This is a genomic window from Pseudomonas serbica, assembly GCF_028823535.1.
Lineage (GTDB): Bacteria > Pseudomonadota > Gammaproteobacteria > Pseudomonadales > Pseudomonadaceae > Aquipseudomonas > Aquipseudomonas serbica.
This window is the reverse complement of the sequence record NZ_JAQIYM010000090.1, coordinates 677,420-701,252: the sequence shown is the minus strand read 5'-3', so window position 1 is coordinate 701,252 and position 23,833 is coordinate 677,420. Positions and strand designations below refer to the sequence as shown.

25 protein-coding genes are annotated in these 23,833 nt (G+C 54.7%); 6 read left to right on the top strand and 19 right to left on the bottom strand.

The window, feature by feature from the left end; all coding sequences use genetic code 11:
* Positions 1-137: 137 nt before the first annotated feature.
* From NQL71_RS34145 to NQL71_RS34115, 7 genes are all read right to left on the bottom strand, one after another.
* On the bottom strand, positions 138-1,127 hold the full coding sequence (locus NQL71_RS34145) for a CNNM domain-containing protein (protein ID WP_274644020.1): 990 nt from the start codon (positions 1,125-1,127) through the stop codon (positions 138-140).
* A 343-nt stretch (positions 1,128-1,470) separates the two neighbouring features.
* Positions 1,471-1,644 carry a hypothetical protein gene (locus tag NQL71_RS34140; protein ID WP_274644019.1) on the bottom strand — a complete coding sequence of 58 codons (174 nt, stop codon included), beginning with the start codon at positions 1,642-1,644 and terminating at the stop codon, positions 1,471-1,473.
* A 101-nt stretch (positions 1,645-1,745) separates the two neighbouring features.
* Complete coding sequence (locus tag NQL71_RS34135) at positions 1,746-2,639, bottom strand: replication initiation protein (protein WP_274644018.1); 894 nt, start codon at positions 2,637-2,639, stop codon at positions 1,746-1,748.
* 1,679 nt (positions 2,640-4,318) lie between these two features.
* Positions 4,319-4,906 (bottom strand): hypothetical protein, encoded by a 588-nt coding sequence (locus NQL71_RS34130; protein ID WP_274644017.1) that lies wholly within the window; start codon positions 4,904-4,906, stop codon positions 4,319-4,321.
* Positions 4,907-4,946: 40 nt separating this feature from the next.
* Positions 4,947-5,840 (bottom strand): radical SAM enzyme, Cfr family protein, encoded by an 894-nt coding sequence (locus NQL71_RS34125; protein ID WP_274644016.1) that lies wholly within the window; start codon positions 5,838-5,840, stop codon positions 4,947-4,949.
* A gap of 114 nt (positions 5,841-5,954) precedes the next feature.
* On the bottom strand, positions 5,955-6,788 hold the full coding sequence (locus NQL71_RS34120; RefSeq protein WP_274644015.1) for a hypothetical protein: 834 nt from the start codon (positions 6,786-6,788) through the stop codon (positions 5,955-5,957).
* Positions 6,781-7,167: a hypothetical protein gene (locus NQL71_RS34115; protein ID WP_274644014.1), complete on the bottom strand. Its 387-nt coding sequence runs from the start codon at positions 7,165-7,167 to the stop codon at positions 6,781-6,783. The genes NQL71_RS34120 and NQL71_RS34115 overlap by 8 nt, the downstream gene beginning before the upstream one ends.
* A gap of 143 nt (positions 7,168-7,310) precedes the next feature.
* Here NQL71_RS34115 and NQL71_RS34110 point away from each other — a divergent pair, with 143 nt between their 5' ends.
* The 4 genes from NQL71_RS34110 (at position 7,311) to NQL71_RS34095 (ending at position 11,201) form a co-directional block, all read left to right on the top strand.
* Positions 7,311-8,477 (top strand): hypothetical protein, encoded by a 1,167-nt coding sequence (locus NQL71_RS34110; RefSeq protein ID WP_274644013.1) that lies wholly within the window; start codon positions 7,311-7,313, stop codon positions 8,475-8,477.
* 83 nt (positions 8,478-8,560) lie between these two features.
* A complete protein-coding gene (locus NQL71_RS34105; protein WP_274644012.1) occupies positions 8,561-8,977 on the top strand; it encodes a ProQ/FinO family protein in 417 nt (138 codons plus the stop codon).
* 18 nt (positions 8,978-8,995) lie between these two features.
* Positions 8,996-9,979, top strand: coding sequence for a hypothetical protein (locus NQL71_RS34100; protein ID WP_274644011.1), 984 nt, complete (start codon positions 8,996-8,998; stop codon positions 9,977-9,979).
* Between the two features lie 559 nt (positions 9,980-10,538).
* Complete coding sequence (locus tag NQL71_RS34095) at positions 10,539-11,201, top strand: hypothetical protein (protein WP_274644010.1); 663 nt, start codon at positions 10,539-10,541, stop codon at positions 11,199-11,201.
* Between the two features lie 71 nt (positions 11,202-11,272).
* Here NQL71_RS34095 and NQL71_RS34090 read toward each other — a convergent pair whose 3' ends face one another.
* Together NQL71_RS34090 and NQL71_RS34085 are read right to left on the bottom strand one after the other, a co-directional pair.
* On the bottom strand, positions 11,273-11,527 hold the full coding sequence (locus NQL71_RS34090; RefSeq protein ID WP_274644009.1) for a hypothetical protein: 255 nt from the start codon (positions 11,525-11,527) through the stop codon (positions 11,273-11,275).
* An 80-nt stretch (positions 11,528-11,607) separates the two neighbouring features.
* Positions 11,608-12,168 (bottom strand): NADAR family protein, encoded by a 561-nt coding sequence (locus NQL71_RS34085; RefSeq protein WP_274644008.1) that lies wholly within the window; start codon positions 12,166-12,168, stop codon positions 11,608-11,610.
* 163 nt (positions 12,169-12,331) lie between these two features.
* Between NQL71_RS34085 and NQL71_RS34080 the strand changes: the two genes are divergently transcribed.
* Positions 12,332-13,519, top strand: a complete 1,188-nt coding sequence (locus NQL71_RS34080) for a DUF6694 family lipoprotein (protein ID WP_274644007.1) — start codon at positions 12,332-12,334, stop codon at positions 13,517-13,519.
* A gap of 99 nt (positions 13,520-13,618) precedes the next feature.
* Here the strand turns inward: NQL71_RS34080 and NQL71_RS34075 are convergent, their stop codons facing one another.
* The 6 genes from NQL71_RS34075 to NQL71_RS34050 form a co-directional block, all read right to left on the bottom strand.
* On the bottom strand, positions 13,619-14,182 hold the full coding sequence (locus NQL71_RS34075) for a hypothetical protein (protein WP_274644006.1): 564 nt from the start codon (positions 14,180-14,182) through the stop codon (positions 13,619-13,621).
* A gap of 39 nt (positions 14,183-14,221) precedes the next feature.
* The gene (locus NQL71_RS34070; RefSeq protein ID WP_274644005.1) at positions 14,222-15,055 is read right to left on the bottom strand and encodes a hypothetical protein; all 834 of its coding nucleotides are present in this window, start codon (positions 15,053-15,055) and stop codon (positions 14,222-14,224) included.
* 21 nt (positions 15,056-15,076) lie between these two features.
* A complete protein-coding gene (locus tag NQL71_RS34065) occupies positions 15,077-15,259 on the bottom strand; it encodes a hypothetical protein (RefSeq protein WP_274644004.1) in 183 nt (60 codons plus the stop codon).
* A 105-nt stretch (positions 15,260-15,364) separates the two neighbouring features.
* Positions 15,365-17,935, bottom strand: coding sequence for a DUF2201 family putative metallopeptidase (locus NQL71_RS34060; RefSeq protein WP_274644003.1), 2,571 nt, complete (start codon positions 17,933-17,935; stop codon positions 15,365-15,367).
* 595 nt (positions 17,936-18,530) lie between these two features.
* Positions 18,531-19,784 (bottom strand): P-loop NTPase family protein, encoded by a 1,254-nt coding sequence (locus NQL71_RS34055; RefSeq protein ID WP_274644002.1) that lies wholly within the window; start codon positions 19,782-19,784, stop codon positions 18,531-18,533.
* Between the two features lie 275 nt (positions 19,785-20,059).
* Positions 20,060-20,515, bottom strand: coding sequence for a hypothetical protein (locus NQL71_RS34050; RefSeq protein WP_274644001.1), 456 nt, complete (start codon positions 20,513-20,515; stop codon positions 20,060-20,062).
* A gap of 163 nt (positions 20,516-20,678) precedes the next feature.
* Here NQL71_RS34050 and NQL71_RS34045 point away from each other — a divergent pair, with 163 nt between their 5' ends.
* Positions 20,679-21,074 carry a hypothetical protein gene (locus tag NQL71_RS34045; protein ID WP_274644000.1) on the top strand — a complete coding sequence of 132 codons (396 nt, stop codon included), beginning with the start codon at positions 20,679-20,681 and terminating at the stop codon, positions 21,072-21,074.
* A 104-nt stretch (positions 21,075-21,178) separates the two neighbouring features.
* On the opposite strand, the gene NQL71_RS34040 is transcribed toward NQL71_RS34045, so the two are convergent.
* The 4 genes from NQL71_RS34040 to NQL71_RS34025 all read right to left on the bottom strand — a co-directional run bounded on the left by NQL71_RS34040 (position 21,179) and on the right by NQL71_RS34025 (position 23,759).
* On the bottom strand, positions 21,179-21,430 hold the full coding sequence (locus NQL71_RS34040) for a hypothetical protein (RefSeq protein WP_274643999.1): 252 nt from the start codon (positions 21,428-21,430) through the stop codon (positions 21,179-21,181).
* Positions 21,431-21,487: 57 nt separating this feature from the next.
* Entirely contained in the window at positions 21,488-22,078 is a 591-nt protein-coding gene (locus tag NQL71_RS34035) for a hypothetical protein (protein ID WP_274643998.1), read from the bottom strand.
* Positions 22,079-22,239: 161 nt separating this feature from the next.
* On the bottom strand, positions 22,240-22,515 hold the full coding sequence (locus NQL71_RS34030) for a hypothetical protein (protein WP_274643997.1): 276 nt from the start codon (positions 22,513-22,515) through the stop codon (positions 22,240-22,242).
* Between the two features lie 14 nt (positions 22,516-22,529).
* Complete coding sequence (locus tag NQL71_RS34025) at positions 22,530-23,759, bottom strand: hypothetical protein (protein ID WP_274643996.1); 1,230 nt, start codon at positions 23,757-23,759, stop codon at positions 22,530-22,532.
* Positions 23,760-23,833: the final 74 nt, after the last annotated feature.

Below are 23,833 nucleotides of genomic sequence, written 5' to 3'. Positions count from 1 at the left end.
ACCGCCAGTCAGGATGCTGGTCGAAGGCTGTGAAGCCGACGGTTGGTTTGGGCACAAAAAAAAGCTCCTCGCTCTGCTGTTCAGGCATAACAAAGGAGCTTTATTGACAGCCAAAGAAACAATTGAGAAAAATCAGGTCAGTCGAGGAGACCGCTCTGGCCGCTGCCATCGTTATTGGTCAATATGTAGGTGTAGATCTTACGGGCCGAGGCGACTCCCAGTGGACTACCCTCCTCATCAACCACCACAACCAGCGGAATCTTGGTCTCTTTCATCCTTACCATCACGTCGATCAGCTTCTCACCGGCGTCGGCCAAAATGATTTGCCGACAAATGTCAGCGACGTTACCGCCCTTTCCCGATATCAGCCGGCCTGCCAGGTCGTTGTAGAACATGAGCCCGACGAGCTCTTTGTGGTGCGTTACCAGGATTCGCTTGCCGTAGTAGTGCTGAGCCAGCTCGCGGCAGTCCTCCAGCGTGCTCTCCAAGTGCACCGACGGCAGATCAGCAGGCTCCAGCACATCACTGATGCGGTACTGCTTGATCCTGAACACGTTCTGGAGCATGCCGCGCTCGGATTTCCCAAGCAGGCCTTCGGAGTGGTAGTAGTTGATCGTGCTTTTGAGCTCATTCAGGTTCATTTTCCGCTTTTTGTTCAGGCGGAACAGCTTTACCCAGAACAGGGTCATGAACACCATGGGCATCGCAACGAAATAAATGATCCTGGCCAGCCAGGCGAAATGGGTCAGGATCTTTTCGTAGTGGTTGCTGGCCAGGGTTTTTGGCAAGGTTCGAGCAAACACCAGGTTGGCGTAGGTCAGCACCAACATGAAAATGGCCACCTGGCTGCCAGACAACGCTTTGTAAGCCATGACCCCGAGCACCGAGTTGGCGGCCACGCCCTGGAACGTCATAAACACCATCGACGCGGCCATATGCTTGTCGCGTTTCGCGGCGATTCTTTTGAGCCATTTCTTAGTGCGAGCTTTCAGTGTTGGCTGCTCTATAAGTATGCTCATTTTGATATCATCGGCGATAAGCAACGCCGTATCCACACTGCTAAAAAGTGCGGACAAGGCGAGAATGCCAATTGATGCCATAACCAGTATGGCGAGTTCCGTTGTCATGTCGTTTGGGTAACTCAGAGAGAAATCGATCAACCTGAGATTCTATGTTAAATGTCAGTTTGATGAAATATGAATTAACTTTTTTGATAACTTCTCAAGTATCAAACTGACATCAAACAACAAGGCATCTGTCCACATTAAGAGCGGCTGGCGCTTCGAGATACCAGGATCTTGCTACCCGCGACGAGCGGACAATCTAGATGTCCACATTAACGGAAGGCTGGAGCCCCCGGTTTACGTGGCCTGCAGGGGTGTGGGAGGGTTCAACAAGGCAGATGTCCACATAAGCAGAGAAACTCAGTCCCTGCCTTCAGCGTGACAAAGCAGCCGATGGCTGCCGAGGTTAAAGGTTGCAGACCTTGGCAAGCAGCTCCTGGCTGACCGCCTTATTCGCCACCTGTTTCTCGATTTCGCGGTCATATTCACGCTGGCGCTGGCGAGCTTGCTCAAGCCGAGCGTGGCCGGCGCTGTCCAGTTCGCGGATCTGAGACAGGTCGATCAGGGCTTTGAGGCTCATGGGGGTCTCTCATGAAACGGCGTGGATGATTCAAATTACCATGGTGGATCACACGCAAACAACGTGGATTCGGCACACGGAATCTGTCCACATTTGCCCTATCAGTAGGTCGCTACGGGCTCTGCTCGGCGGCGCTCAGCAGTCAGCCGGGCAATCACTTCCTGAGTGGATTCACCAGGGCGAGCCGCCGCCATGATTTCCTTCTCGGTGATTGGCCCGCTCTTGCGCTTGCGTGGGGTCTTCGCCGGCTTTGGCGTCTCATCCTTCTCGGAGATCAAGCTTTCCTGAACCGGGTTCATCGAGAAGTCCGCACGCTCGGCGTAGGAGACCTCAATGGCCACGATTTTGCGCCCTTCGCGCTTTGGCTGGAAACCCAGGATCTTGATGTCGGTGAGGTTGTGGATCATCTCCAGCGCCGGCTCAATCACGCGCTTTCTCAAGTCGGCGTAGAGCGGGTAGGCATCATCGAGGGCCAGACTGAAGCGAATGTCCTCAATGAATATCAACGCCGTTGGACTGCACTTGAACCGGTGCTTAACGATCAGCTCATACATGCGGAAGGCATGCGGGCTGGAGAGTCGGGCCACCGCGTTGAGGCTGTACTTCGTGAAGTTGCCTTGGAGGTCGACCAGATAGGGCAGGATATCCTTTGAGAAACGCAGCATCACCCGCCCTTCCCCGGCGATGTAGTCGGCGGTTTGTATCCAGCGGGTTTTACGCTCCCGGTCATTCATGCTGAGCAGGATCTTTCGGTCGAACAGCTGGTCAACAGCTTCCTTCAGGTCAGAGTAGGCGGCCATCAGGCTGATACCACAGGTCTCTGCGAACTCACGGGCGGTGAAACCATACATCTCATCATCCGAAACCAGGGTGTTGCGGTCACGGTCGATTTTGGCGATGCAGGTGAGAATGATTCGTGTCTCAGCCACCGTCAGTTTGTAGTTCGCAGTCATCAAATCGTTTGATTTGTAGACCTGAAGGTTTTGCGCGGTCATCTGGCCTTGTCCTTAAAGATTGCAGTACGACATTGCGCTGTAGGTTAGGGACGCATACGGGGAATGCCACCTTTTTCATTCATCGGAATAAACGATCTGACGAATGGCCTAGCCATTTGTCCACATTAAGCTTTAGAGCATACACGCAACCGTCACCACACACGCCATTTGTCCACATTAAGCGCGTGAGGCGCCGGAGGTGGCTTCAGATATCTTTGAAATATCCATATTTTTCAATTGGTTAAACAAACCATCTAAAAAGCAGCAACACGGCATCTGTCCACATTAAGTGAAGCCAGCAATCAAAACCCCATGGAAAATTGCATGCCATCTGTCCACATTAAGCTCCAAAACCCACCGTTTTAGTCACGCCATCTGTCCACATTTAGGTTTTTGGCGCGGGATGCGAAAAACACACGGCATCCGTCCACATTTGACCTTGATCCTGGATGGCCATTCTCTGACCTACAAGTCATTTGTCCACATTAAGGAAGATCTGGGATGCGCTCACCAGCCGTCAGACAAGGAATCTGTCCACATAAAGGCCAACGCTCCTGTTCCTGACACGGAATCCGTCCACATTTACCCTCCCAAGACGGTAGGAAAGACACGGCATCCGTCCACATTAAGGTTATTCAGGCACCGTTGATCGGGTGGCGTGAGCAAAAAACTAAAGAAAACAAAGATTTGGAAGATAAATCTGAGGCAATGCACGTGGATGACACGCTATCCGTCCACATTTGAACGGTTTTTTGACTGTACCGAATGGAATTGGATTTAGGCCGGCCCTTATGACACGCCATCCGTCCACATTAATGAGGTTGCCAGGCTCCTGAGCAAGGAATCCGTCCACATTTGGCGGAAGAGCCCCGTAATACGGGCACTTCATACAAGTCATCCGTCCACATTAAGGGATTCATCATGGCCAATTGAACACGGCATCCGTCCACATTAAGGGCTTTGAGGGCTCTTTTTCATTGCCTTTGAGGGGCGGATCCGCTTGGCGACCAGCAAGTCACGGGATCTGTCCACATTTGAGGGGCAGGACAAGGAATCCGTCCACATTGAAGGGCTTACAGCACCTTTCTCGAGGCCTGGCGCCGCCATTGAACACGGCATCCGTCCACATATCGATGAACGGACACGCCATCCGACCACATTTGAAGGCTTTCGACCGATTTCTCCTGGCGCCGGCTGGCGCTGGGCACCTGCTGATCCTCTTGGGAGCACGGCATCCGTCCACATTTGGGGTTGGAGGCACGGAATCTGTCCACATTTGCGGGCTCAGAGCCCCTTCCCAACCCGCCGTCACCGGCCAAAGCTCCTAGACGCCGTCGATTCTCACGCCATCCGTCCACATCAAGCCGACTGGCGAGCATGGCGGTGGAGATTGGACAGGTCAGTCACCCCTGAGGCTATACTGAACCCCAATGAAACAAGGCATCCGACCACATTTCGCAGGTGCAACAAGGCAGATGTCCATACATAAGCAGTTATCCACAAGGCAGGCGTCCACATCAGTACACGGCAGACGTCCACAAAACTCACGGCAGGCGTCCACAGTTCTAAAGCTTCCCGTCCACATCTCTCAAGCCAGTTGTCCATATTTGGAAGCTGGAGCCCTTATGAACCGTGGTCTCCAGCCCCGCTAAAGAGAAAAGATTGAAAAAGAAAGAAAACTAAAGCGTGCACACCAGCTGTGGTTCATCACTTACCTCGATGGTGCGGACATCCTCCACCACGGTATGGAACGGCACCAGCAACCGCCAGGCGTGAAGAAACTCATTCAGCAGCGCCAGATTGCCCGCTTCCCCCGCATCACTGGCCCACACTTTTCCTTCACCCAGCACACACTCCATGGATTTGCGATCCGCCAAAGCGCCACCTCGTTTGAAGCGCTGCGGCTTCACCCCATTGAACGGTAGCCATTCTTCTCGGCTCACGTCGATCAGATAAGCCACCTGCTTGATACGAGCGTTGGCCTCCAGGCGTAACTGAGTGGCCTCAGTTATTTTGAAGTCAGCAGCCACTTCAGCCGGTCGCATGGAGAACAGAGCTGAGAGGTAATCAGCGCCGTCGAGCACCTTCCCCACTTCGGTGACCAGGACATCATGATGCCAAAGACTCAGCGTCACCTCGGCCATTTGCAGCCAAACCAATTGACGCTCACGCCACACCTTGCCGCTGGGAACTCCGACGGTTTTCTCGTTGGTCACTTTGACAATAGGGTGAGCGGTAACTAACGGCGCAGAAAAGAATGACAGCATGGGACTTTCCTCCAACTAATGATGAGCAAAATTAGTTAATTTACACAGCGACTGCTTGAACCTTTCCGTTGATAAACATGCCGCATGAAGCCTTCACATCGAAACCAACTTTTGGAACTATCCGCAACTTCGTTGGTTGAACTAACTCTCGAAGAATTTGTACGTTTCGCTCAATTACTTTCTCGCTTGATTCACGGCCATAACGCTCAGACGCCGGGTTGTAACGAACAATGTTGATGTTGACCTTGAGGGCGCGTGCGTTGATCGCACCGGCCATGGCCACCATGTCCTGCTCACTGTCGTTCTGCCCTTCAATGAACGCGAAGTGCACCTTCGGGATCTTTCCAGAGAAATCCGCCCAGGCTTTGAGCTTGTCCAAGCCCACTTCGGCAGGCAGTGCTTTACCCAGCCAGCGCCGGCGAAAAGCAGGGTTAACACTGTAGAGTGAGTAGTAAATCTCCGGCAGGATTTCCGGGAAAATGTCTTGCAGTTCACGCCCTGCCAGGCTGTTTGGAAAGATAGAGGAAATCAAGAACTTGCATGCAAGGTCGCGCTCGTCTGCCAGCATTTTCAGCGAAGATAGCAGCAGTTTGCTGTCAGCGAGAATAAGCGGGTTGTTAAGCGGCTCACCGCGAGCCATGAAGTTGTAGTGCAGCATATTCGCCGGGGCCTGGCGGTCGTAATGAGCCAGGACGTCCCTCGCCTGGAAAAGGAAATCCTGGAGGGTGGCGTTATCGAGTGCGGTTTCCCCGTTGGCCGTCAGATGGCACATCCGGCAGGCCATGTCACAACCTGATTGCGAGGAGAGGTAGGCCAATACTTTGTCATTGTCGCGGCGGACGTAGCGCCTTTCAAAGTATCCGACATTAGGGGCTTTTTCGACGAAATTAACAGAGTTATCCAAGGTACTTTTAAGTGCAATCAGCTCAGGCATGCATTGAAATCCTATAATAATTCGCGATTTACACCCCGAGACATCCTCTACTTCGGGGATCTCGCCCGTCTCCAGACGGGTCGAGCGCGGCATTATAGGACGTTTTCTGTCAATTCATGCGATATGTTTAGCCGTCGCTTCGACGGGAACCGGCGTCTGCTCAGCACGTTGTTCAGCCAGCACCACCTTGGGCACGCCGATGTCGCGCAAGGCCTTGGCCAGCCGGGTGTCGAGCTGCGTTTCGCGCCCCTGCACCACGGCAAAGAACCTGTTCAGCACCTCACTGCGCGAGGCCCAGACCGGCACAAAGGCGTAGGCACCTTCCCATTCAAAGTACGTGTAGCGCCCTTCGCACCACTCCAGATGCTCTGCCAGCAACTCCTTGAAGCGGATCACGAGCTCTAAACGCCCTTCCCTTGCCATGGCCTGGAGAAATCCATTGGCCTGGATCACGTAGTACATGCCTTCGACCGAGCCGCTGGGCATCGGCAGCTTTGGATACAGCATCTTGCCTTTGTGCTGCACCAACTCTGGCAGATGTTTCATGATCTCGAAGTACAGTCGTGCCCCGTCGTACTGGAGGACTTTAGCGTTGGCACGGGCCTTATCGAGGTAAGGCCTCGACCAATCCTCAATAACTTCCCACCGATTTTTTCCATTCAGGTCACGGTACAGCAGCGTCATGCCGTGGTCAGCCAGCATCAGCTGGTGTTCATGCAGAGGATCCCAGCCCGTTACCCGGCTGACCTGCGGCTCGCTGAACGAGGTGTAGCCCACGCAAAAGGCTTCATAGCGCAGGGTGTCCCACCGCTGAGCTTGCTCTTCCGTTGCCCATCCCTCGACACGGCCATTGCTGGCCTCGAACATTGGATGAATGCCCTTAGGATTGGCGCTTTTCGATTGAAACAGCGCGCCTTCCAGGTCAGTAACCACCAGATTGTCAAACAAGCTTCTTCGGTACATCCAAGTCCCCGTTGCGCATTGGTCGAAGCAATTCTTGAATTACACGGTTGATTTGCGTGGCATATCCACCGGCTTGGCCCACGTTTTCGACCTGCGAACGTAGGTACAGCTCGGTCAATTCTCCCCAGTGTGGCATCAGCACCGCGAAGCCGGGCACCAATTTAGCCACCAGTGGCAGCAAATTCTGCATCTGCGGGAACGCCTTGAGCAACTCCATGCAGGCAATAAAGCCTTTACCGGTGCTTGGCCCGACAAAATCCCCGCTTCGTGACCCAAGTGCAATGGCAATGATGGTCATGGCGCTGTCCGGGCGTTTTTCCCTGGCAATCCACACACCTAACCGCTGGAACTCTTCAATGCTCATCTGACTTTTGGGCTCAAACCATCAACCGCTTCAAAGCCTTCGAGGATAACCATCATCCGCTGGCGCAGCAATGGGACAGGAGCATCGTTGCGACCGGTTACACTCCCTCCGGATAATGGTGGTAATCACCAGGACATCGACCGATGAACAAGCCACTCCCGACACTAAGCCCCTACCGCCTTCGCGCCATCACCAATGAGTTCCGTGGACGCAAGCACTGGGAGGAAGGCTGGCACGGAGGAAAGCCTGACACCTACAACGACAAGGTGGCCGTGCTCGAGGCGATAGAGCCTGCGGTTATGAACAAACTGCTGCAGATTTTGCAGCTGCATGTCGGCGGTGAGACCGTCCGCAACCTTGCACACCTGGATAAGCTTCTGGATGGCGTGGCAAAGGAGAATGAAGGCGGTTTCGAAGCAGGCTTGCCGAAACCTCACTTACGCGTCTACAGCCTGTGCTTCGCCGGCGTGCAGTCTCACGTTTATTGGCCCAGGCTGATAACTCTGATCCAAGGCGCAAGCCAGGAACATGAACAGCAGATTCGTGGGTTTTTCGGCACGGTGATGGACATCGATCTCGACGAGCTACTGAGCAAAGGACAGTTGCCTTTCGAAATGCCTGAGCAGCTGCGCCATATCCTGCCCCGTCAAGCATTCTCCGGCATTGATTACATTCTCGACCCCCAATCCGGATCCTGGTTACGTGAGGATCGCTTTTCTTCTACCTACGAGCTTCAGTTTACTTGCGAGGAGTTCGATGACGCTGCAGATCGAAGGCTAAATTGCAAATACACCATTGCTCACGCCGGTACGCTTGAGGAGGCGCTTGCGCTGGCAAGCTTGCATCTAAAGAGCATAAATCCCTATTTTTCTTCGATTACAGACATGCGAGAGGCGCAGGAAACCCTGAGTACTCCAGTCAGATATGAGATCTTCAGGGGGCCTTTCGAATTGGTCGTGCAGAGCAAGATCACAGAGTGTTTTACCGATGCGGATGAGCACACCCCAGACCCTGCTCTGAGGAAAATGATTCGTTACGACAACACCTGGAACCGGCGACCTTGCGCCGTCGAAGTTCAAAGGCTCCAGCAACAAAACCAGACACTCCAGGAGCGATTGAAAGCCTCCATCAAAGCACGCGACACCGAATATAGCTTTCATCACCAAATTGAGGCCAACGAAGACCGTATTAAGCAGTACGACTTCTGTGTGCCGAACGCGGTGCTTGAGAAAATGATTTTCGACACCGATCAACGCCTGGGCAACATGCACCACCTGGCCAGATATTTTAGCCAAGACCTCGGACTTTAAGCGGTTCGTGCATGATTTCCATCAATTGACATGGTAGTCTGTCAGCCGTTTATTTCAGACCAACCTTTACCGACAGGATCGTCATGACTTCCACTACCGCTGCCTCCAGAATGAACTGGTTCAACCTGATGAAAAGCAACCTTGAAGTCATCAAGACGCTCTATCCGCTGGCGTTCCCAGCCGAAGGTCAGCCCGTCAAACCGCTCAAAAACAAAGTCGCTGATGATCTGGTCGTGGCATTGAAGGACTCGCACCCGGACATTACCCCGGCCCACGTGCAGCATGTGCTGGGTTTCTGGTGCACCCGCCGCTTCTACCTGAAGAGCTTCAAGGCCGCCACGCACCGCATCGACCTGGCCGGCCAACCTGTGGAAGAGATCAGTGAAGCGTCTCGTGAACACGCCATGAACCGTTTGGACGCCAGTGATCAGCAACGAGCCAAGGCCAAGGCCAAAGCCAAGTCTACTGCCACGGCAGCAGCCACTCCGTCCCTTTCCTGACCCACCTGAAGGCCACCCATGTCATTCGATCACGCCCAGAAGATCAAAGGGCCGGATGGCCTGGAAGCCACAGTGACGCTCTACCGGGTCGACAAGACCACGTATAGCAGCGCCAGTAACCGCCTGCATTTCGACTGTGTGGGCGGTGATCAGTTCGAAGCCAAGCTCTCCAAGGCTCAGCTCAAAAGCCGGTTTGTCGACAAACTCATCAGCGCTTTTCGCTTCAACCCACCCTGGCGTGAACACTTCAGGGTCTTCACCAAGCCACACACGGTCTCGGAATTGCGCTACCAGAATGGCCTGGTCGGTTCCGTTGACTGCAAACTCAGGGCTTACGTCCAAGCGTTGAACGACCGTGGCTTCCCCACCATGACAAGCTGCGAGGGGGATGCTCACCCAATGGGCCGGCCACCCTTCATCAAGTTCGTGGGGGCGATGCCTGAGGCTCTGGAGACGGTCTGGAACAAACTGGAATGGGTCAATCTGGATCGCAGCGTCGCACCCTTTGCGATTCATGGCTTCTCTCATGAGTACCGGGCCGTCTTTCTGCTCATACTGGACGACTGGCTACACGACGACCTTGACCTAACCGCCAAACGTTATCGCCTGAATCGGGCCGGCCTTCCGCTCATTCCGCCCTTCCCGCCTGTCAATGAAGCAGAGCTGAAAGCCCATCAGAAGGTGGTTGGCAAGCTTGCTCAGCGCATCAACAAAAAAGGCGGCACAGAGTCGACCTTTGATGACCTGGTCAAACTGCGCAGTGGCCGCGACAGCTACACCAACATGAAATTGCCGGCGCTGTTAGAAGCGCTGGAAGGTGATCCAGAGGTTGTGCACCTGCAACGACTGATCAAGGGTACCCCCGCCCTGCAACGCGCCCTACGCTGGCGCCTGCGCGGCCTGACGCTCGAGATCATCCTACGCAAGTACGAGGTCGATCAGGTGCTGAGTCGCCATGCAGAACAGAAGAAACACGCTCGCTCCATTACTGCCGATTCCTAAAACCTGTTGTTCGACATTCATTTGCGATTTGACCGGGTTCATGTCTGGCGCAGTACACCTTGATAGATTGGTTGTTCGACATCCATTCACTTTTTGACCGGCTGTGCAGGGGCCTTGGCCTTACACCGGCGCGTTCCCCCACACCCCACCAGACAGCTGTTGATCTGCTCTGGCTGTTTTGCCAGCCCTTGCCCTGCTCTTTGCTCGGTTCCGTTTGATGTGTGTTTGCTGCCGTGGATAGTGGCTATCCAGGGTATTTGACCCTGGGCATGGCTTAACGCTCAGAAACTTTGCCAATCAATTGCCGCACAGCGCAACAGCAGGAATCAAAAGCTTCATGCTTTAAAGCAAAAGCCCTCTTCTTAAAGCCTAAAAGCCACCGCAAAAACCAGAGCAAAAGCCAGGCGGTTTAAGATCAAGAGCGCGGAATACGGCTTAAAGGCAAGATCAAGAGCAACAACCAGATCAACAGCATGATGGTTAAAAGCAAAGGCGACTTGCTTGCCGGCGCCGGCGCCCGGTACCCTTGCAAGCACCATAATCAGAAGCGAACACCGCCATGTTTTTGCTCTATTCGACCGCGCTGCTGCTCGTCGTCACCGCCCTCTGCGTGCCTCACCTGGTGCGGCCTTTATTTGCAGCGGTGTACAGCCAGGCGCTGGATAAGGCCTATCTGCTAAAAGCCTATTGGCCTAAAGATCCAGAGCCTGACAACTATCATTTAAAACGCCTCAAACAACACCGGAACCGCCTATCCATACGCGCTGACGCCCAGATCTGCAGTATGGGCATCAATGCAGATTTGTACCGGCCCAACGAGATCTGCGGGCTCCAGGAGGCGCTGTACAAGCTCCAGCACTGTGACGGCGTGGTGTTGTTTGAAAACGGAAGGATGATCTTTCCAGACGGCCAGACCCTGGACATTCATTCACTGACAAAGAAAATCCATCACCAACTGGTCAATGCTTACGTTGGGCTGGATGAAGCGGCCTCGATTATCACGGACTACGCCGATGACTTGGGCAACGAGGCGCTGGCGGCCAGCACCAACAAGACCCTATACAGTATCAGTGGCCAGACGGCGAAGTATCCATTGGACGGGGTGATTGGGCCGCTGGCGCTGCTACTCGGCGTAGATCCGGACAAGAATGACTTAGCCGCCCACGGCGGTGATGCGCTCTGGAGCAGAAACAAAGCTCGGTTGTTTGGCACCAAAAAATAGCGCTCTGTGCTCTTGAGGCCGTGCGCCGCAGGTGCACTGCCGTCGCTTGCTTTGCCCTCCCCCCAAAAGCTTTAAGCCTTGGATTCCGCAAGCTCCAGATCTTTCCACTGGGGCTCAAAAATCTTTTCTTCCTTGTACCGCCCCATTTTTGGGAACACCACGGTAGGTTGTTTAACGTGGCCTGGAAATTCACGCTGGCCACGATACCCGGTGATTTCCCCGACCCGGCCTTTGTATTTCCTGATCTGTTTTTCTCCCCCACGAACAAGGTAGCGCTCAGTGAACTGAACCTTCGTGCCTACGGGGAGAGCTTCTGTGACTTCCATGAATGCACCTCTGCGATACGTCTCACCAAGATACATTCCTAGAATCATACGTGCAAGGGGGTGACACCCCCTCAGCTGGATCAGAACAGGTTGTTCTGTAGCGGCTCTTCACGCTCTGCCTTAAGCGATACCTCAAGCGCTCGCTGAATGCTCTCGGAGTGTTGCATGTCGGCGAACGGGTTGACCTTCTGACGGATCTGCTCGAAGTGCGCCAGTATCCACGCGGAGTCTTTCGGCTGGACGACACAAGGTTTTCCGCCGAAATTCTGGACGTAGTAGTGCTCAAGCGGCAGCTTGGACTCTTCAAGGGCCTCCTTCAGCTCAGGATGACTGGCCAGCTTGGCGTCGTTCGCCTGGCAGATCAGCTCCTGGAAGCGTTCAGGGTGCCACTTCCTGACCGTTGGAAGGTCACGGCCAAGTCTCTTGGCTTCGTACCCATGCGCATGGCGCAGCTCCTCGGCCTGGCGAGTCAGCCAATACCAGTAACCCTCTACAGAGGCGAACCGGCCATGCTCTACGTGGCAGAAAGGCTTGTGGGCGAAGTGCGACAGATCCTTGCCCAGGTCGGTCTTGCCCTTGCTGTAGATGTTGAGGTGGGTGACCCCATCCTCCTCAGGCTTGAATTCCTTTTTCTGCGTCATGGCCACGTCCTCTCATTACATTCTGCATTTCTTCCAGCATACCAACGCCGTATCAATGGATTAAAGGCTTCATGAACAATATGCATTAATTGTCATTCCTTAAGGATCAATTGTATGATGTGGCCGATTTTATCCGTCCTATTGCTATGTAATTGAGGCCTCCATGTTCAAGAAAGCCCTGCTACCCATGCTGATCGTTGCCGCCCTCTCGGGCTGCTACGACAAAAAAACCACGACCGTTGACGGCTCCAGCCAGGTAACGCTCACCGATTCCCTGGGCAAGATCACCGGCAGCCTGCCTGGCGACCAGCAGATGCAGTACGTCCAAGACGTCACCCTGCTGAAGAATACCTACCAGCTGGATCAACTGCAGATCGACCTGAACGGCAAGAACGCCCAGGAAATCATGGCTACCGCGCAACAACTGCGCGACAAGCTGATGCTCGATGAGCAGCAGAAGATCCAGGCTCAACTCCAGGAAGTCGCCGAGCAGTCCAAGCAGCGTGACCTGGCGTCCCTGCGTGCCGACATCGACACGCTCAAAGCCAAGCGTGATGCCGAGCTGACCAAGCTGCAATTCAAGATCGACAGCGTCGTCTTCGAGCATTCGAAAAACAGCGTCACCGACGTCAACGACCCGGTCATCAACCTGCTGGTCACCAACAACACCAAGCTCAATGTCTTCGGCGCGTCGCTTGAAGGCGTTCTGACCGTTGCTGATCAGGCAGAGCCGCTGCACACCGGGTTGCTGGATCTGCAACTGGAAAAGATCCTTCTGCCGGGCGAGTCGATCTCGACCTCCATCAAGCCGAGCATCATCAGTGACTGGCGTTCGGTCAAAGCCCCTGAAAATGCAGCGCTGGCGCTGACTGTCAAAGACCTGCGTGACGAGAAAGGTGAAAGCCTGGTCGGCGGCCTGTCCTTTACCAAAGAAGACGGTGATCAGCTGACCGCTATGGCTCAGCAACTGCTGGCGCTGGATCCGACGGCACAGACCGAAGCCGAAGCTCTGATCAACCCTGCACAGATCGCGCTGCCGCTGCCTGTGACCGCGCCAGAAGCCTCGTCTGATGCAGAACCGGCCCCAGTGGCCCCAACTGCTCCAGAAGCCGCTCAGCCGGACGTCAGCAACGCCATGCCCGTTCAATTGATGCCTGAATCGGAAGTCAGCCTGCCGAAAGAAGCTGAAGTGGCCCAGGCCCAAGCTCCTGAAGTAGCAGCTCCTGTCACCGCTGAACCTGTTGTAGAAGCGCCAGAAGCCACCCCGGCTGATGAAAACGCTCCTGACTTCACCCAGATCCAGGCTCCAACCGAAGCGCCTGCTGCTGAAAACACCCCCGCATCCAACTGATCCATCCACTCAGTCGACAAGCGTCTAGTCCGGCGCTTGTTACTGAAGACAAAAAGGCCGCATCTGAATGCGGCCTTTTTTCGTCCTGCAATTGTGCGATCAGGCGGTTAGGCGTTCCTGGTGGAGAAGCCTGGATTTGCCAACCACTGCTTTCCACACGACCCGCCAGAACAGCAACTCCTCGTCAGTCACCTTGTAGACCTGGCTCTGCTCGACCACATCCATCAGGTTTTCCAGGATGAGGTAGGTTTTGAGTGCTTCTACATCCAGGGTCGCGCTGTAAAAGCTGCACATATCCAGGCCAGCGGCGAGGTCATCACTGCTCATCACGCCCTTAGTGTGAAGGTCGCGCATGCCCAGTTCGGCCCGCTCAAAGAAGATTTCAGGATCTAGCTCTTGTGTGCCAAGGCTGGACTGGCAACGTGCGGCGACTAGCGCCCAGGACTTGCTGGACAGAAAACCCGGCACATCTGCACCCAGCTCGTCTGCCGAAAAGAACACCTGACGGATACCCTCGGGCTGACTGACAACCAACAGCAGACCATCGCTGTCCAGCTGATACAGCAACCTGAGTTCCTGGGACGGCAGGCGCGGGTCGATCAGCTTGATCCGAAAAGCTTTGGAAAGGGACTGGCGACTGGTGTACGAAACGGAGCTGGACATAAGGCTTCCCGCAAAACTTGGTCAATATTCCTTTTTTGTTTAAAGGCCTAAGCCCTGTTCTGGATATTGCCAACTTCCTGGCTTCTTTCCAAGGCCCTTGCGCTCGACGGTCAGCTGCGCCTCCTTCATCAGCTCATTACCCATCTGCTCACGCAAGGCTAGCAACAGCTCATCCTGGTGATTTTCATGCAGGCTAGACAGCAGATCCACGGCAAGAGCCACCTTACGGCTATGTGGCGCCTGAGCATACCGCGTCATGACGTCGGACACGCCGGTAAGGCTGGACGCCGAGGTGAGTTTGGCCCCAAAAAAACGCAGATCTCTGTCCGCCGCAACACTGGTGGGGTTATTGAGCGGCAGCTGTGCCCCTTCCCGGCTAAGATAAAGCGCAGAAAAGGCTGCAATGAGGCCAGGGGTTGATTGGCTGTGGTACATCGTCAGTAGCTGACCCACCGTGAACTGCTTGCCAAAGACCTGCTCGGCCCTGATCAAGCTGTCGAATTCAAAGCTGACCTCGCTTGAATAAATGAACATAAATTGACCAATCAATTTAAGGCCCAGGTTGCCGAACTCAAGACCCATGGCTTGTGTGCACACCGAACTGCCCTGGAATGACTTTGCAAGGCACAGAAAGGCATAGGGCTCTAAATGATCCACCATGTCAGCACACACAGGCTTGCGCATTAGCTCATCCTCCAGCACCGGGCTCACATAGTACCGATGAGCAAAGGCCGGCGAGCGCTCAATGCCTGGCCGCGTCATCAACGCTTCAAGCGATTCCATTGCCAGCTCAGCATTACCCTGCCGGAGGTGCAAGCGGTAGGCGTTGAATAAATCTTCGGCTTCCGAGGATCCAACAAAGCTTTGCATCATAGAAGACTGAACCTGGGCGATTTATAAGTGGTTGGCAAGCCAGACACCGGCGAACGGTGCGACAGTGATAACGAGTAGGCAGAGCGACTGGACGATGAGCATTCGATGAAAGCTGCGGCGTAACAGGACAGAAGTGCCGGCAATGGTTGCATGCAAACCCGCTTTGGTCTGCTGATACTCTGGGTCATCCAGCAAATTAGACATAAAATCCTCGTAAAAAACCCCAGCATAAGCTGGGGCTTGGAGCAAAAGACCGCGTCTGGCGCGTCCGAGGAGGATAATCCAATCCCCCTCGAGACACCATCACTCTTAGACGTCATCCATAACGACGTGCTTGCCCCACTTGTCGGTCGGCGGGGTTTGATGTGGGCAGGTAATCCACAACACCTCCTGTGGCACTCCCAATGGAGCTTTCTCCGGAACGGTGATCGCACCGTCGGTGAACACGCAGATCAGGTTACCTCTCGGCGCTCGCTCCATCATCATCTCTTTCCAGACCATGTCAAAGGCAGGTCGCAAGTCAGAACCGCCCTGACCAGTGATGACGAACTGCCTCTTGTTGATCTGTTCCATAGCCTGTTTGGTGTTCAGCCTGGACGTAACCCCGGTATCACACTGGATCACCACGATTTCCATGCTCTGGTCGACAGCCATCCGCTCAATCAGACCCATGGAGCGACGCAGGCTGTTCAGATCCTTGCCGGTCATCATCGAGCCGCTGACGTCCTGAATCACGTACATGGTCGCCGTGTTCTTGATCAACCCAGGGCGGATCATGTGGTTTTCAAAGAACGTGTTGCGCTTGTTGGCCTTGGAGTACGACCGCTTGATTTCACGACCGTATTTACCCAGGAAGCGACGCATCCGCGCTGTAAAGGACAACGGCGGGTGCAAGATCCCATCGATCTGCGTCTTGAGCCAGTTCGGCAGCGAGCCCATCCCCTGCCCACCGGCTTGCAAGTCCTCTTGAATAGCCCGGTTCAGCGTCTGTCGCTTACGCTCCGCCGTCTCCGCAGGTGTTTCTTGCGCAAACGGGTTGCCCGGCAAGTGGTCGCAGTTGATGTTGATGTCGCCTTCCAGGTCGTTCTGACCCAGTTCTTTGATCGCGTCCTCATAAGCCTGATCCATGCTTTGGTCGTCGATCATGTCTTTGCCAGAGGCCATGCGCCGGTCAACGCCATTCATGCCGCCGTCTTGACCCGTCAGCGAGTTGGTCAGCTCCTCATTGAGGTCGCTCAGCGCCTCTTCAACGTCGCGACGAGCTTGTTTCTCGGAAATCGGTTGACCGTCATACGGCATATTTGGGTCGTACGGGGTTTCCCCCTGCCCCTGAGAACCAGCACCAGGCTCACCTTGACCCGTCTCACCCTCGCCAGGTTGGCCTTGACCGGGTTGACCAGCACCAGGCGTTCCACCCTGCCCCGGCATGCCGTCATGGGATTGATCCGAAGACGGCTCACCGTCCATCGAAGGCTCGCCAGGCTGACCGCCTTCTTGACCGGGCATTGGCTCCCCACCGCCCATATCATCCGTTTTCTGGCCAGGCTGATCACCGGGTTGGCCGTCAGTCGGCTGACCGTCGTTGTTCAGTGATGGCTCACCGTCTTGACCCGGTGCGCCGTTTTCACCCGGCACTTCCTGACCGTCTGGGCCTTCTTTCCCTTCACCAGGCTTACCAGGCTCGCCGTCACCAGGCTCATTGCCGTCTTCTTGCGGGCCGTCACCCTCATTACCAGGCGAAGGTTGCTGATCACCAGGCGCGTCGTCGCCGTCAGGCGAGCTCTCGCCAGGCTCATCGTTCCCAGGCTCTTCTACGCCGTTCTCAGGCGCTTTGGTGACCTTGTCGACGTAGTCTTCAGCGATATCAGCCAAATCCTGCTCGAGCTCTTCCAGATGCTTCTCGCGGGTAGCTTCGGTCGGAATCTTGTCGTATTCATCGGAAATGCGCTGTGTTTCTTTCTTCATGAAGTCCTGAATGGCCTTTTCCAGGCCCTTCTTCAGGTTTTCTTTGGCTTCCTCATGCGGATTTTTAGGCGCATTGGCTGGGGTAGGCTCAGGCTCTGGTGGAGGTGGCGGCGCTACAGGTTCCTCTTCAGGATCTTGAGGTGCCACAGGATTGTCTTTCCAGTTGATCCCGGCGAGGTCGGACAGAACGTCATCGAGCTCTTTGCCCTCTTGAATCACGGCATCACTGGCCGTTTTTTTCTTATTGGTGGCGTCCTTGTTGGCCTCGCTGACCTTCTCCCAAGCTTTGGTCAGAGATTCACGAGCTTCTTTGTTGATCGCCCTGTCGCGATCCCAGGCGGCCTTCTTGACGGGATCGGACATCGCTTCCATGTATTGCTGCTTCAGCGCTGCCGCTTTTTCCGAAACAGCCTTCATGTGAATGGCGTAGATTTCTTCAGCCGAGTGGTTTTTGTACTTGGCATCCCACAGGGTGTTGGCCGGCAACTTGATTTTGAAGTGAACAACCTTCCCGTCTTTTTTGGTAAAGGACAGGGTGCTCAGCGACGTCTTGATGATGTCGTTGATGACGAAGTCGTGGGCGATGTTGGCCATGCGCAGGCGCAGACCCTTGAAGCGATCCCAGAAGTCCAGGCCAACGTGCAAGGCTTCATGCAGCAAGCAACCAATGATCTCGCCTGGATCGAGCTTACCCATGAAGTCAGGGTTGTAGACAATGCAGCCCCTGCCATCGACACCGATAGTTGGCACTGATTTGGAGGGCCCGGCCAGCCATAATTCAGAGGCCAAGACACCGAAAAATGGACTGTGCGTACGCAGCTCAAGAAGCAACAGCTTGATCCGCTGGTGCAGTTCCTGATCCATCTCCTCCATTACAGGCTTGATCACCTTAGGTGTCGCTAATCCCATGCCCATTGCAAACTCCAACAACTAAAACCTCATTACTTTGATTTTGGCATGGGAGACTTCGCCGGCACCACAGGCAATTGTGCAAAATTGCCAGGGCTTGTCCCCTGCCGCCACCGCGTAGGCAAGACGCTCCACTCACCCAGTTGATGCGTCATGTTGTTCGACATCCATTCATGATTTGACCGGCTGGGTGAGGTATCGGAGCACTTTCCACCGACGCCGTCGTCCGACACCCTGTGGCCCCCGCACCCCACTAGACAGCTGTTGTTCTTGATGTTGAGCCAGCTTTTAAAATATTGATGGTCTAACTCTAAAAATCTCAATGGCCTACCACCCCTAAAATGGGATGGCTCCACTCCAAGCCTCAAATGCCTTTGTCATGGCCATGCGGGCCGTGACCAGTCAGCGCCCTGGCCTTCTATCGGGCCGACCTCACCGACCAAAGCCAAAGAGCTTGATGGCAGAAATCAGGGTCAAAAGCCTGGCGATTAAAAGCCAAAGCCTCTTCTGACAAGATCAAAAGCTCCCTGCCTAAAAGCCAAAGCCTTTTCTAGCGACTAACAAAAAGGCCCCTTTCGGGGCCTCTTGAAGCGTGAGGGTTTTACTTCTCAAGCATCGTGCTGACGTCTTTGATCGCTTTCATGACTGCCGGGAAGTCAGCGTTTTTCAACACCGGATCGGATTCATCGAAGCCGTAGCCGATTCCTGCCAACAGGCCTACCAGCGTTTCGTCCTTGTGATTGGCCTTCTGCGCCAAGAATCGGGTGCAGAACACGCCCATTTCGCGGTCTTCAACCATCAGTTCAGCAACCACCTTGCAGAACTTGATCAGCAACTCGGTCTTTTGCGCGTTCACTTTCGCAGTGAACTTGTAACCGCAGTCCTCGTTGATTTTGTCGTTCAGGAGCAGAGCGTGCTGACGCAAGGCCTGGGCAACTGCGTAAACACAGCCTTTGGCGTTTCGTTTTTCTTCAGGCAGTGCTCCCCACATCTTTGGGTTCTCCATCAGCTGGGCTGAGGTTGGATAACCCATCATGGTGATGGCGTAGGTGGTGAAAGCCGTTGAGGTCTTTTCACCGACCAAGGACTGAACGTAAGTCGCCGAACTTGGGAACAGCATGGATGGCTTGAAGTGGCCGATACCATCCCACTTGCGCATCGAGCTTACACCGAGCGTCGTCCACAAGCGTGGCGAAGGGCCGCAGTTGTTTTCGTCGAAGCACTTGATGTTCAGCTTTTCATCGCCACGGCTCGGGGCGAAAAATTCAGGGTTTGCTTCCAGGAAGCCTGCGAACAGCGGATCGAGCATACGGTTGCAAGGCAGATCCAGCCAATATTTGAAGTTGGCCTTGTACTCGATCACGTGGCAACGACCGGTCAGTGCCGCACTCCATGGGATGGCGTATGCGCCGTCGGCGGTACCGTTACCCGTCAGGGCGATCAGAACGTTTTTACCCAGTTTGTGCTCACCGATCCGACCGAACTGTACCAGCTCGAGGATGGCGTTCTGCACGCTTTGGTCAGCCGCCGTCACGTCGTCGAGCAGCAGAATGCCGTGGCCGTCGCCGATGTTTTGCTCCAGCAGCGGCAACAGAACGCTTTCGGTGATCGCTTGGTTAACGACCCAAACGCCACGCTCACCTTCTTTTTCGCCAGGAATGAGTTCCGGGATCGGGTAGGTACCCATGTCCTCTTTGGACTTGCCGGCTACGGCCAGACGAGCGAATGCGTCACCTGGACGGCGCATCGCCATGATGGCGTGGGTTTTACCGATACCTGGGCCACCGGTCAAAATCACGCCGAAGTAGCGGTCGACCTCTTCCTGCCTCGCAACCATGTCATATTCAATAAACATGTCTTACCTCATCCACTGCGTTCTGCCTGCTGCGTTTTGACAGCAAAAAAGCACTCATGCATTTAACATATCAATGGAGAAACACCTGGCGCACGCGTTTCTGCGAAAATTTGCAGGATTCTATGCTGGCTCACCAGGGAAAGCACGCAAAAGCACAGCAAGCCGCGCTCTGCGCCGAAAAGAGTCACAAGCAAGCCGCGCCCTGCGCTGGAGTAGATCAAGATCAAGGGCAACAGCAAGCCGCGCCTCGCGCCGGATTTGGAGGTAACCCGGCTTCAGATCGCGGGAGGGGATTTGGATTTTTGCATCATCGCAGCACGAGCAGCCTGGATGATCTTATTTCGACGGGTAAAGGTAAATTCGTCGAGGATCTCGAAGCGGATTTCGGTAAATTTGGCAATTTTCTCGTGATAGAAATCCCAAGGATCAATCCAGCAGATGTTGAAGGTCATGTGACCATCTGGTGTTTGAGGCACTTCCAGGCGCGTGATCAGCCCCTGTGGACGATAGGTTACGCGATCATTATGGCGTCCAATAAGCTCGGTCTTCAGCTTGTCATGAAAGCCCAACCGCAGCTGCACCACCGGCACACCCAATCGAGCGGACTCCAGCTGCATAAAGCGACTGATTCTCCACACTTGATGATCAGCCCAGCTGATGGCGTTTTCATCGGACGCGTAAAGCGCTTCATGATGCAGTGTCTTTTTTGACATGAGTTCCAAACCCGCCATATCCATATTTCCCGATTATGGCCATAAGCTGACATACCGTCAAATCCATGGTAAAACACCTTATCCTCAATTATTGGAGGGACTTATCGGTTTTCATCCGAGTTGAATCAGCAGAGTGTTTCGTCTATTTTTGATCAATTGACAAATGGTGAGGCGAATCACTATGCAATTGACGCTATCGCTTGTTGATGTCAATCCTGGGCAATTGGCCGATATGTTTGAGGGTAAAATTGCCCAGCGGCTGATCAACCACCTGTATGTGGAATGCGCCCTGGATAAAGATGGCATCAGCCGGGTCTTACCGCTGTTGAGACGAGCCTTCGTCAGTTGCGCTAAAGCAGTGACGTGTGAAGCCAAGCTTGCGCCGTATACGGTGCAAGCTGACGGTAAAATCGCAGAGGTATCTGCTGCTGATCAGCAGGCCACCCAGGAGCTTGTCAATGAGATGGCGCTGCTGACTGCTCAGGTGCTTGATGAAAACCGTCTCGAACTCTTACTGAGCCTGGCAACGGTCATGGCGGAGCAGGACGAGAAATGGGTAAAACGCACCCGGCACTGAAACCAGGTCAATTGTCGTAGCCCTAACGGGAGAACACGATCCCCTCCAGGCATGGGTGCCTGCCACCGGGGAGTGCTGCTCTCCGATGCCGCCCCTGCCCGCCTCTATCGCGTGCTGTTGTTGTGTGGCCTCATGATCGCGCTCTGAAGAAACGCTTCACGAAAAATCTCGTTTTTCTCTCGAGCCTCCAGCTCAGCTATGGGTGGGCTGACCATCAAGCGGTAACCCTCCCCTGGGTAGGCCGCCTCGAACTCGCTCACGCTGGCCCTGGCCTTGTCCAGGCTCTCACAGAAAGCCGTGATGACGTGCTGCTTGAGCGTCAGGTTGACGACTGTTACCACGATGGTCTTATCCATGACGCTGATCCTTTGAAAATGAGGGCCCCGTGAAGGGCCCCAGGCAGCTGATGAATCTTATTTCAGAACAATGCGACCCTGGTGGTCGACGGTGCCTAGTTCTTTATCGGTGATGATGAAATAGGCCGGGTCATCCTTATCAGCCTCGTCTGGGTCATAGTCCAGATCAGGAAACTGGCTTGCGAAAAACAACCGGTGGGCCTCACCACTATCAGTGGCAATCACAACTTCGGCGGCATCATCGTCATCGCCATGCTCGCGACCAGAGATCAGGAACGCGGTCATGCCTGCATCAGGATGCACTGCGGACGGTGTCGACAAGTTCAGTGTGCGGAACAGCGCTTTCATCTGATCTGCACCGGCCACCTCGCATTCAGCGGCAAGATCCACTACCGGGGCCACCTGCTCAACGAAATGGAGCAGGGCCTGATAGCGCTCGGCCAAAGATGGATCGACGGCTACAGGCTTCAGCTGATCCTTGAGCGCGGCCAGCACAGCCTGAGGCTCAAAACCGCCTTTGACTTCCAGCTCGGTGACAATGGCGTCAATCAACCAATAGGCCGAATTCGCGGTAGCCTTGACGTTGACGTTTAACAGCGGGCTTTGGCCCAGGTCACCGAGGTTGCTAATCACGTCTTTGATTTTCATGTCCACATCCGCGTTGGGTAGTAATGACCGGGTGAGCCCCAGTTCGTGTTTAGAGTATAGTAGTAATTGGCCATAATGGCAATATATGTAATACGTTTAATTGCCGTAAATCACCGATCTGCAGGCGCAAAAAAGGGCCTCTCAACGGCCCTTCTTGTCACTCAGGCGGCCTGATTGAGGCCATACAGCTGGGCATGGGCGGCATGCCACTCAGGCGGTAGGCTGGCCACTTCGGCCTGGGCCCATTCCAGTACTGCCTGTTCAGCCCCCAGCGCGTACATCGGCACCACGTGATCGTAGCGTGCTGCGGACACCTTGAGGCGACCGTCGGCGTACAGGGCCGAGATCACCAGCTCAATGTCCGTTGGCCCGCCATAGGCGACCACGGCGCTCCAGGCACTGGCGTCGGGCTGGATAGTGATGTTCTTGATTCGCATAATGGCAGATCCAGTCAGACCTGCTCGTCCGGGACACCCAGTACCGAAGCCCTCGCGACTTCGAGCAAAGCCACGGCGCGTTGTTTTGCTGCCAAAAAATGCTCCGATTCGCAGCCATCAATGTCAAAGATGCTAAGGGCTTGAAGTTCAGCCAAGACGGAGAAGGCGGCGTCTCGGCTGGCGAGCAGTTCAAGCACGTCGGGTTCGCTGTAAACGCGTTCCTGCCGATCCTGGGGGCCTGAACTCCAGTGGGTTGCGTAATCCCAAAAGCCACGACCGTCCTTCCAACGCCAAGCAGCGACGCGCATTCCGCGCAGCATTTCACCTGACCACGGAGCCTGAACACGAACAAGACCGGCTGGAGATCCCGCTGGCGCTGGGGCCAAGGTCAAACTCTCGACTGGCAGGTCAATCAGAACAGGATTGCTGATCGCTTCCTGCGTGGCCTTGGCTGCACCAAACCAGCCACCGCCACGCCATGCGTTATCGCACATCTCGTACTTTTCCACGGTCACAGAGTCGTCGATATTCACTTTCGCCCAAAAGACCTTGCCATCAATCAGTACGGCAGCCTCAGCGCCGACGCTTGCGTCGTAAATGCGCAAGGCCTTGCCTGGGTTCCGCTCAAGAATCCGGCGATAGCTGCTAATCGCGGTTTGGTGGGTCAGTGGCATGCTGTCTTCCTGTGTGTGGAGTTCTTCAGTCTCGCTCGGCAGATCGATCAGGCGCGGGTTCTTGATCGCTTCTTTGGTTGCCCGAACGTTACCAAGCCACCCACCATTGGCCCATGCGTAATCCGTCAACTCACATTTTTCCATTGCCACAGAGCCGTTGGTATACGCCTTTGTCAGGAGAATTTTGCCGTCAACCAATACGATAACCGCGTTAGTGTAACTGGCGTCGAGCAAGCGCATGGCCTTGCCTGGGTTTTGGTCAAGAATCTGGCGATAGCTGGCCATAGCGGACTCAAGGGTCAGCGGCAGGTCAATCAGGATCGGGGTTTCGATAGCTTTCTTGGTCGCCTCATGCTCACCGAACCAGCCGCAGCCGATCCAGCCATGACCGTCCATTTCTGGCATATCGGCCAGTTCAATGGAGCCAAGTTCGATTTCCTGACCCCAGCGCAACGTGTCACCGTCCAGAACGACTATCACCTTACTGGCCTCATACAGGCGCAAAGCCTTGCCTGGGTTTTGTGACAGGATTTGGCGATAGGTTTCTTTGACCGACTGGTAGGTGAGCATGGCGTTCTCCGGTGTGCGCGATGACTGAGGCAGTCCCAACGAATGTGGTAAATTGCCTTCGTGTTACGACTATA

Bases quoted from the DNA above. Each gene is read 5' to 3' on its own strand.
- NQL71_RS34055 (WP_274644002.1), bottom strand. From the start codon at position 19,784: ATGTTTATTGAATATGACATGGTTGCGAGGCAGGAAGAGGTCGACCGC.
- NQL71_RS34090 (WP_274644009.1), bottom strand. From the start codon at position 11,527: ATGGAAGTCACAGAAGCTCTCCCCGTAGGCACGAAGGTTCAGTTCACT.
- NQL71_RS34025 (WP_274643996.1), bottom strand. From the start codon at position 23,759: ATGCTCACCTACCAGTCGGTCAAAGAAACCTATCGCCAAATCCTGTCA.
- NQL71_RS34045 (WP_274644000.1), top strand. From the start codon at position 20,679: ATGCAATTGACGCTATCGCTTGTTGATGTCAATCCTGGGCAATTGGCC.
- NQL71_RS34145 (WP_274644020.1), bottom strand. From the start codon at position 1,127: ATGACAACGGAACTCGCCATACTGGTTATGGCATCAATTGGCATTCTC.
- NQL71_RS34060 (WP_274644003.1), bottom strand. From the start codon at position 17,935: ATGGGCATGGGATTAGCGACACCTAAGGTGATCAAGCCTGTAATGGAG.
- NQL71_RS34110 (WP_274644013.1), top strand. From the start codon at position 7,311: ATGAACAAGCCACTCCCGACACTAAGCCCCTACCGCCTTCGCGCCATC.
- NQL71_RS34040 (WP_274643999.1), bottom strand. From the start codon at position 21,430: ATGGATAAGACCATCGTGGTAACAGTCGTCAACCTGACGCTCAAGCAG.
- NQL71_RS34125 (WP_274644016.1), bottom strand. From the start codon at position 5,840: ATGCCTGAGCTGATTGCACTTAAAAGTACCTTGGATAACTCTGTTAAT.
- NQL71_RS34075 (WP_274644006.1), bottom strand. From the start codon at position 14,182: ATGTCCAGCTCCGTTTCGTACACCAGTCGCCAGTCCCTTTCCAAAGCT.
- NQL71_RS34135 (WP_274644018.1), bottom strand. From the start codon at position 2,639: ATGACCGCGCAAAACCTTCAGGTCTACAAATCAAACGATTTGATGACT.
- NQL71_RS34095 (WP_274644010.1), top strand. From the start codon at position 10,539: ATGTTTTTGCTCTATTCGACCGCGCTGCTGCTCGTCGTCACCGCCCTC.
- NQL71_RS34035 (WP_274643998.1), bottom strand. From the start codon at position 22,078: ATGAAAATCAAAGACGTGATTAGCAACCTCGGTGACCTGGGCCAAAGC.
- NQL71_RS34050 (WP_274644001.1), bottom strand. From the start codon at position 20,515: ATGGCGGGTTTGGAACTCATGTCAAAAAAGACACTGCATCATGAAGCG.
- NQL71_RS34085 (WP_274644008.1), bottom strand. From the start codon at position 12,168: ATGACGCAGAAAAAGGAATTCAAGCCTGAGGAGGATGGGGTCACCCAC.
- NQL71_RS34070 (WP_274644005.1), bottom strand. From the start codon at position 15,055: ATGATGCAAAGCTTTGTTGGATCCTCGGAAGCCGAAGATTTATTCAAC.
- NQL71_RS34115 (WP_274644014.1), bottom strand. From the start codon at position 7,167: ATGAGCATTGAAGAGTTCCAGCGGTTAGGTGTGTGGATTGCCAGGGAA.
- NQL71_RS34105 (WP_274644012.1), top strand. From the start codon at position 8,561: ATGACTTCCACTACCGCTGCCTCCAGAATGAACTGGTTCAACCTGATG.
- NQL71_RS34130 (WP_274644017.1), bottom strand. From the start codon at position 4,906: ATGCTGTCATTCTTTTCTGCGCCGTTAGTTACCGCTCACCCTATTGTC.
- NQL71_RS34065 (WP_274644004.1), bottom strand. From the start codon at position 15,259: ATGTCTAATTTGCTGGATGACCCAGAGTATCAGCAGACCAAAGCGGGT.
- NQL71_RS34100 (WP_274644011.1), top strand. From the start codon at position 8,996: ATGTCATTCGATCACGCCCAGAAGATCAAAGGGCCGGATGGCCTGGAA.
- NQL71_RS34030 (WP_274643997.1), bottom strand. From the start codon at position 22,515: ATGCGAATCAAGAACATCACTATCCAGCCCGACGCCAGTGCCTGGAGC.
- NQL71_RS34140 (WP_274644019.1), bottom strand. From the start codon at position 1,644: ATGAGCCTCAAAGCCCTGATCGACCTGTCTCAGATCCGCGAACTGGAC.
- NQL71_RS34080 (WP_274644007.1), top strand. From the start codon at position 12,332: ATGTTCAAGAAAGCCCTGCTACCCATGCTGATCGTTGCCGCCCTCTCG.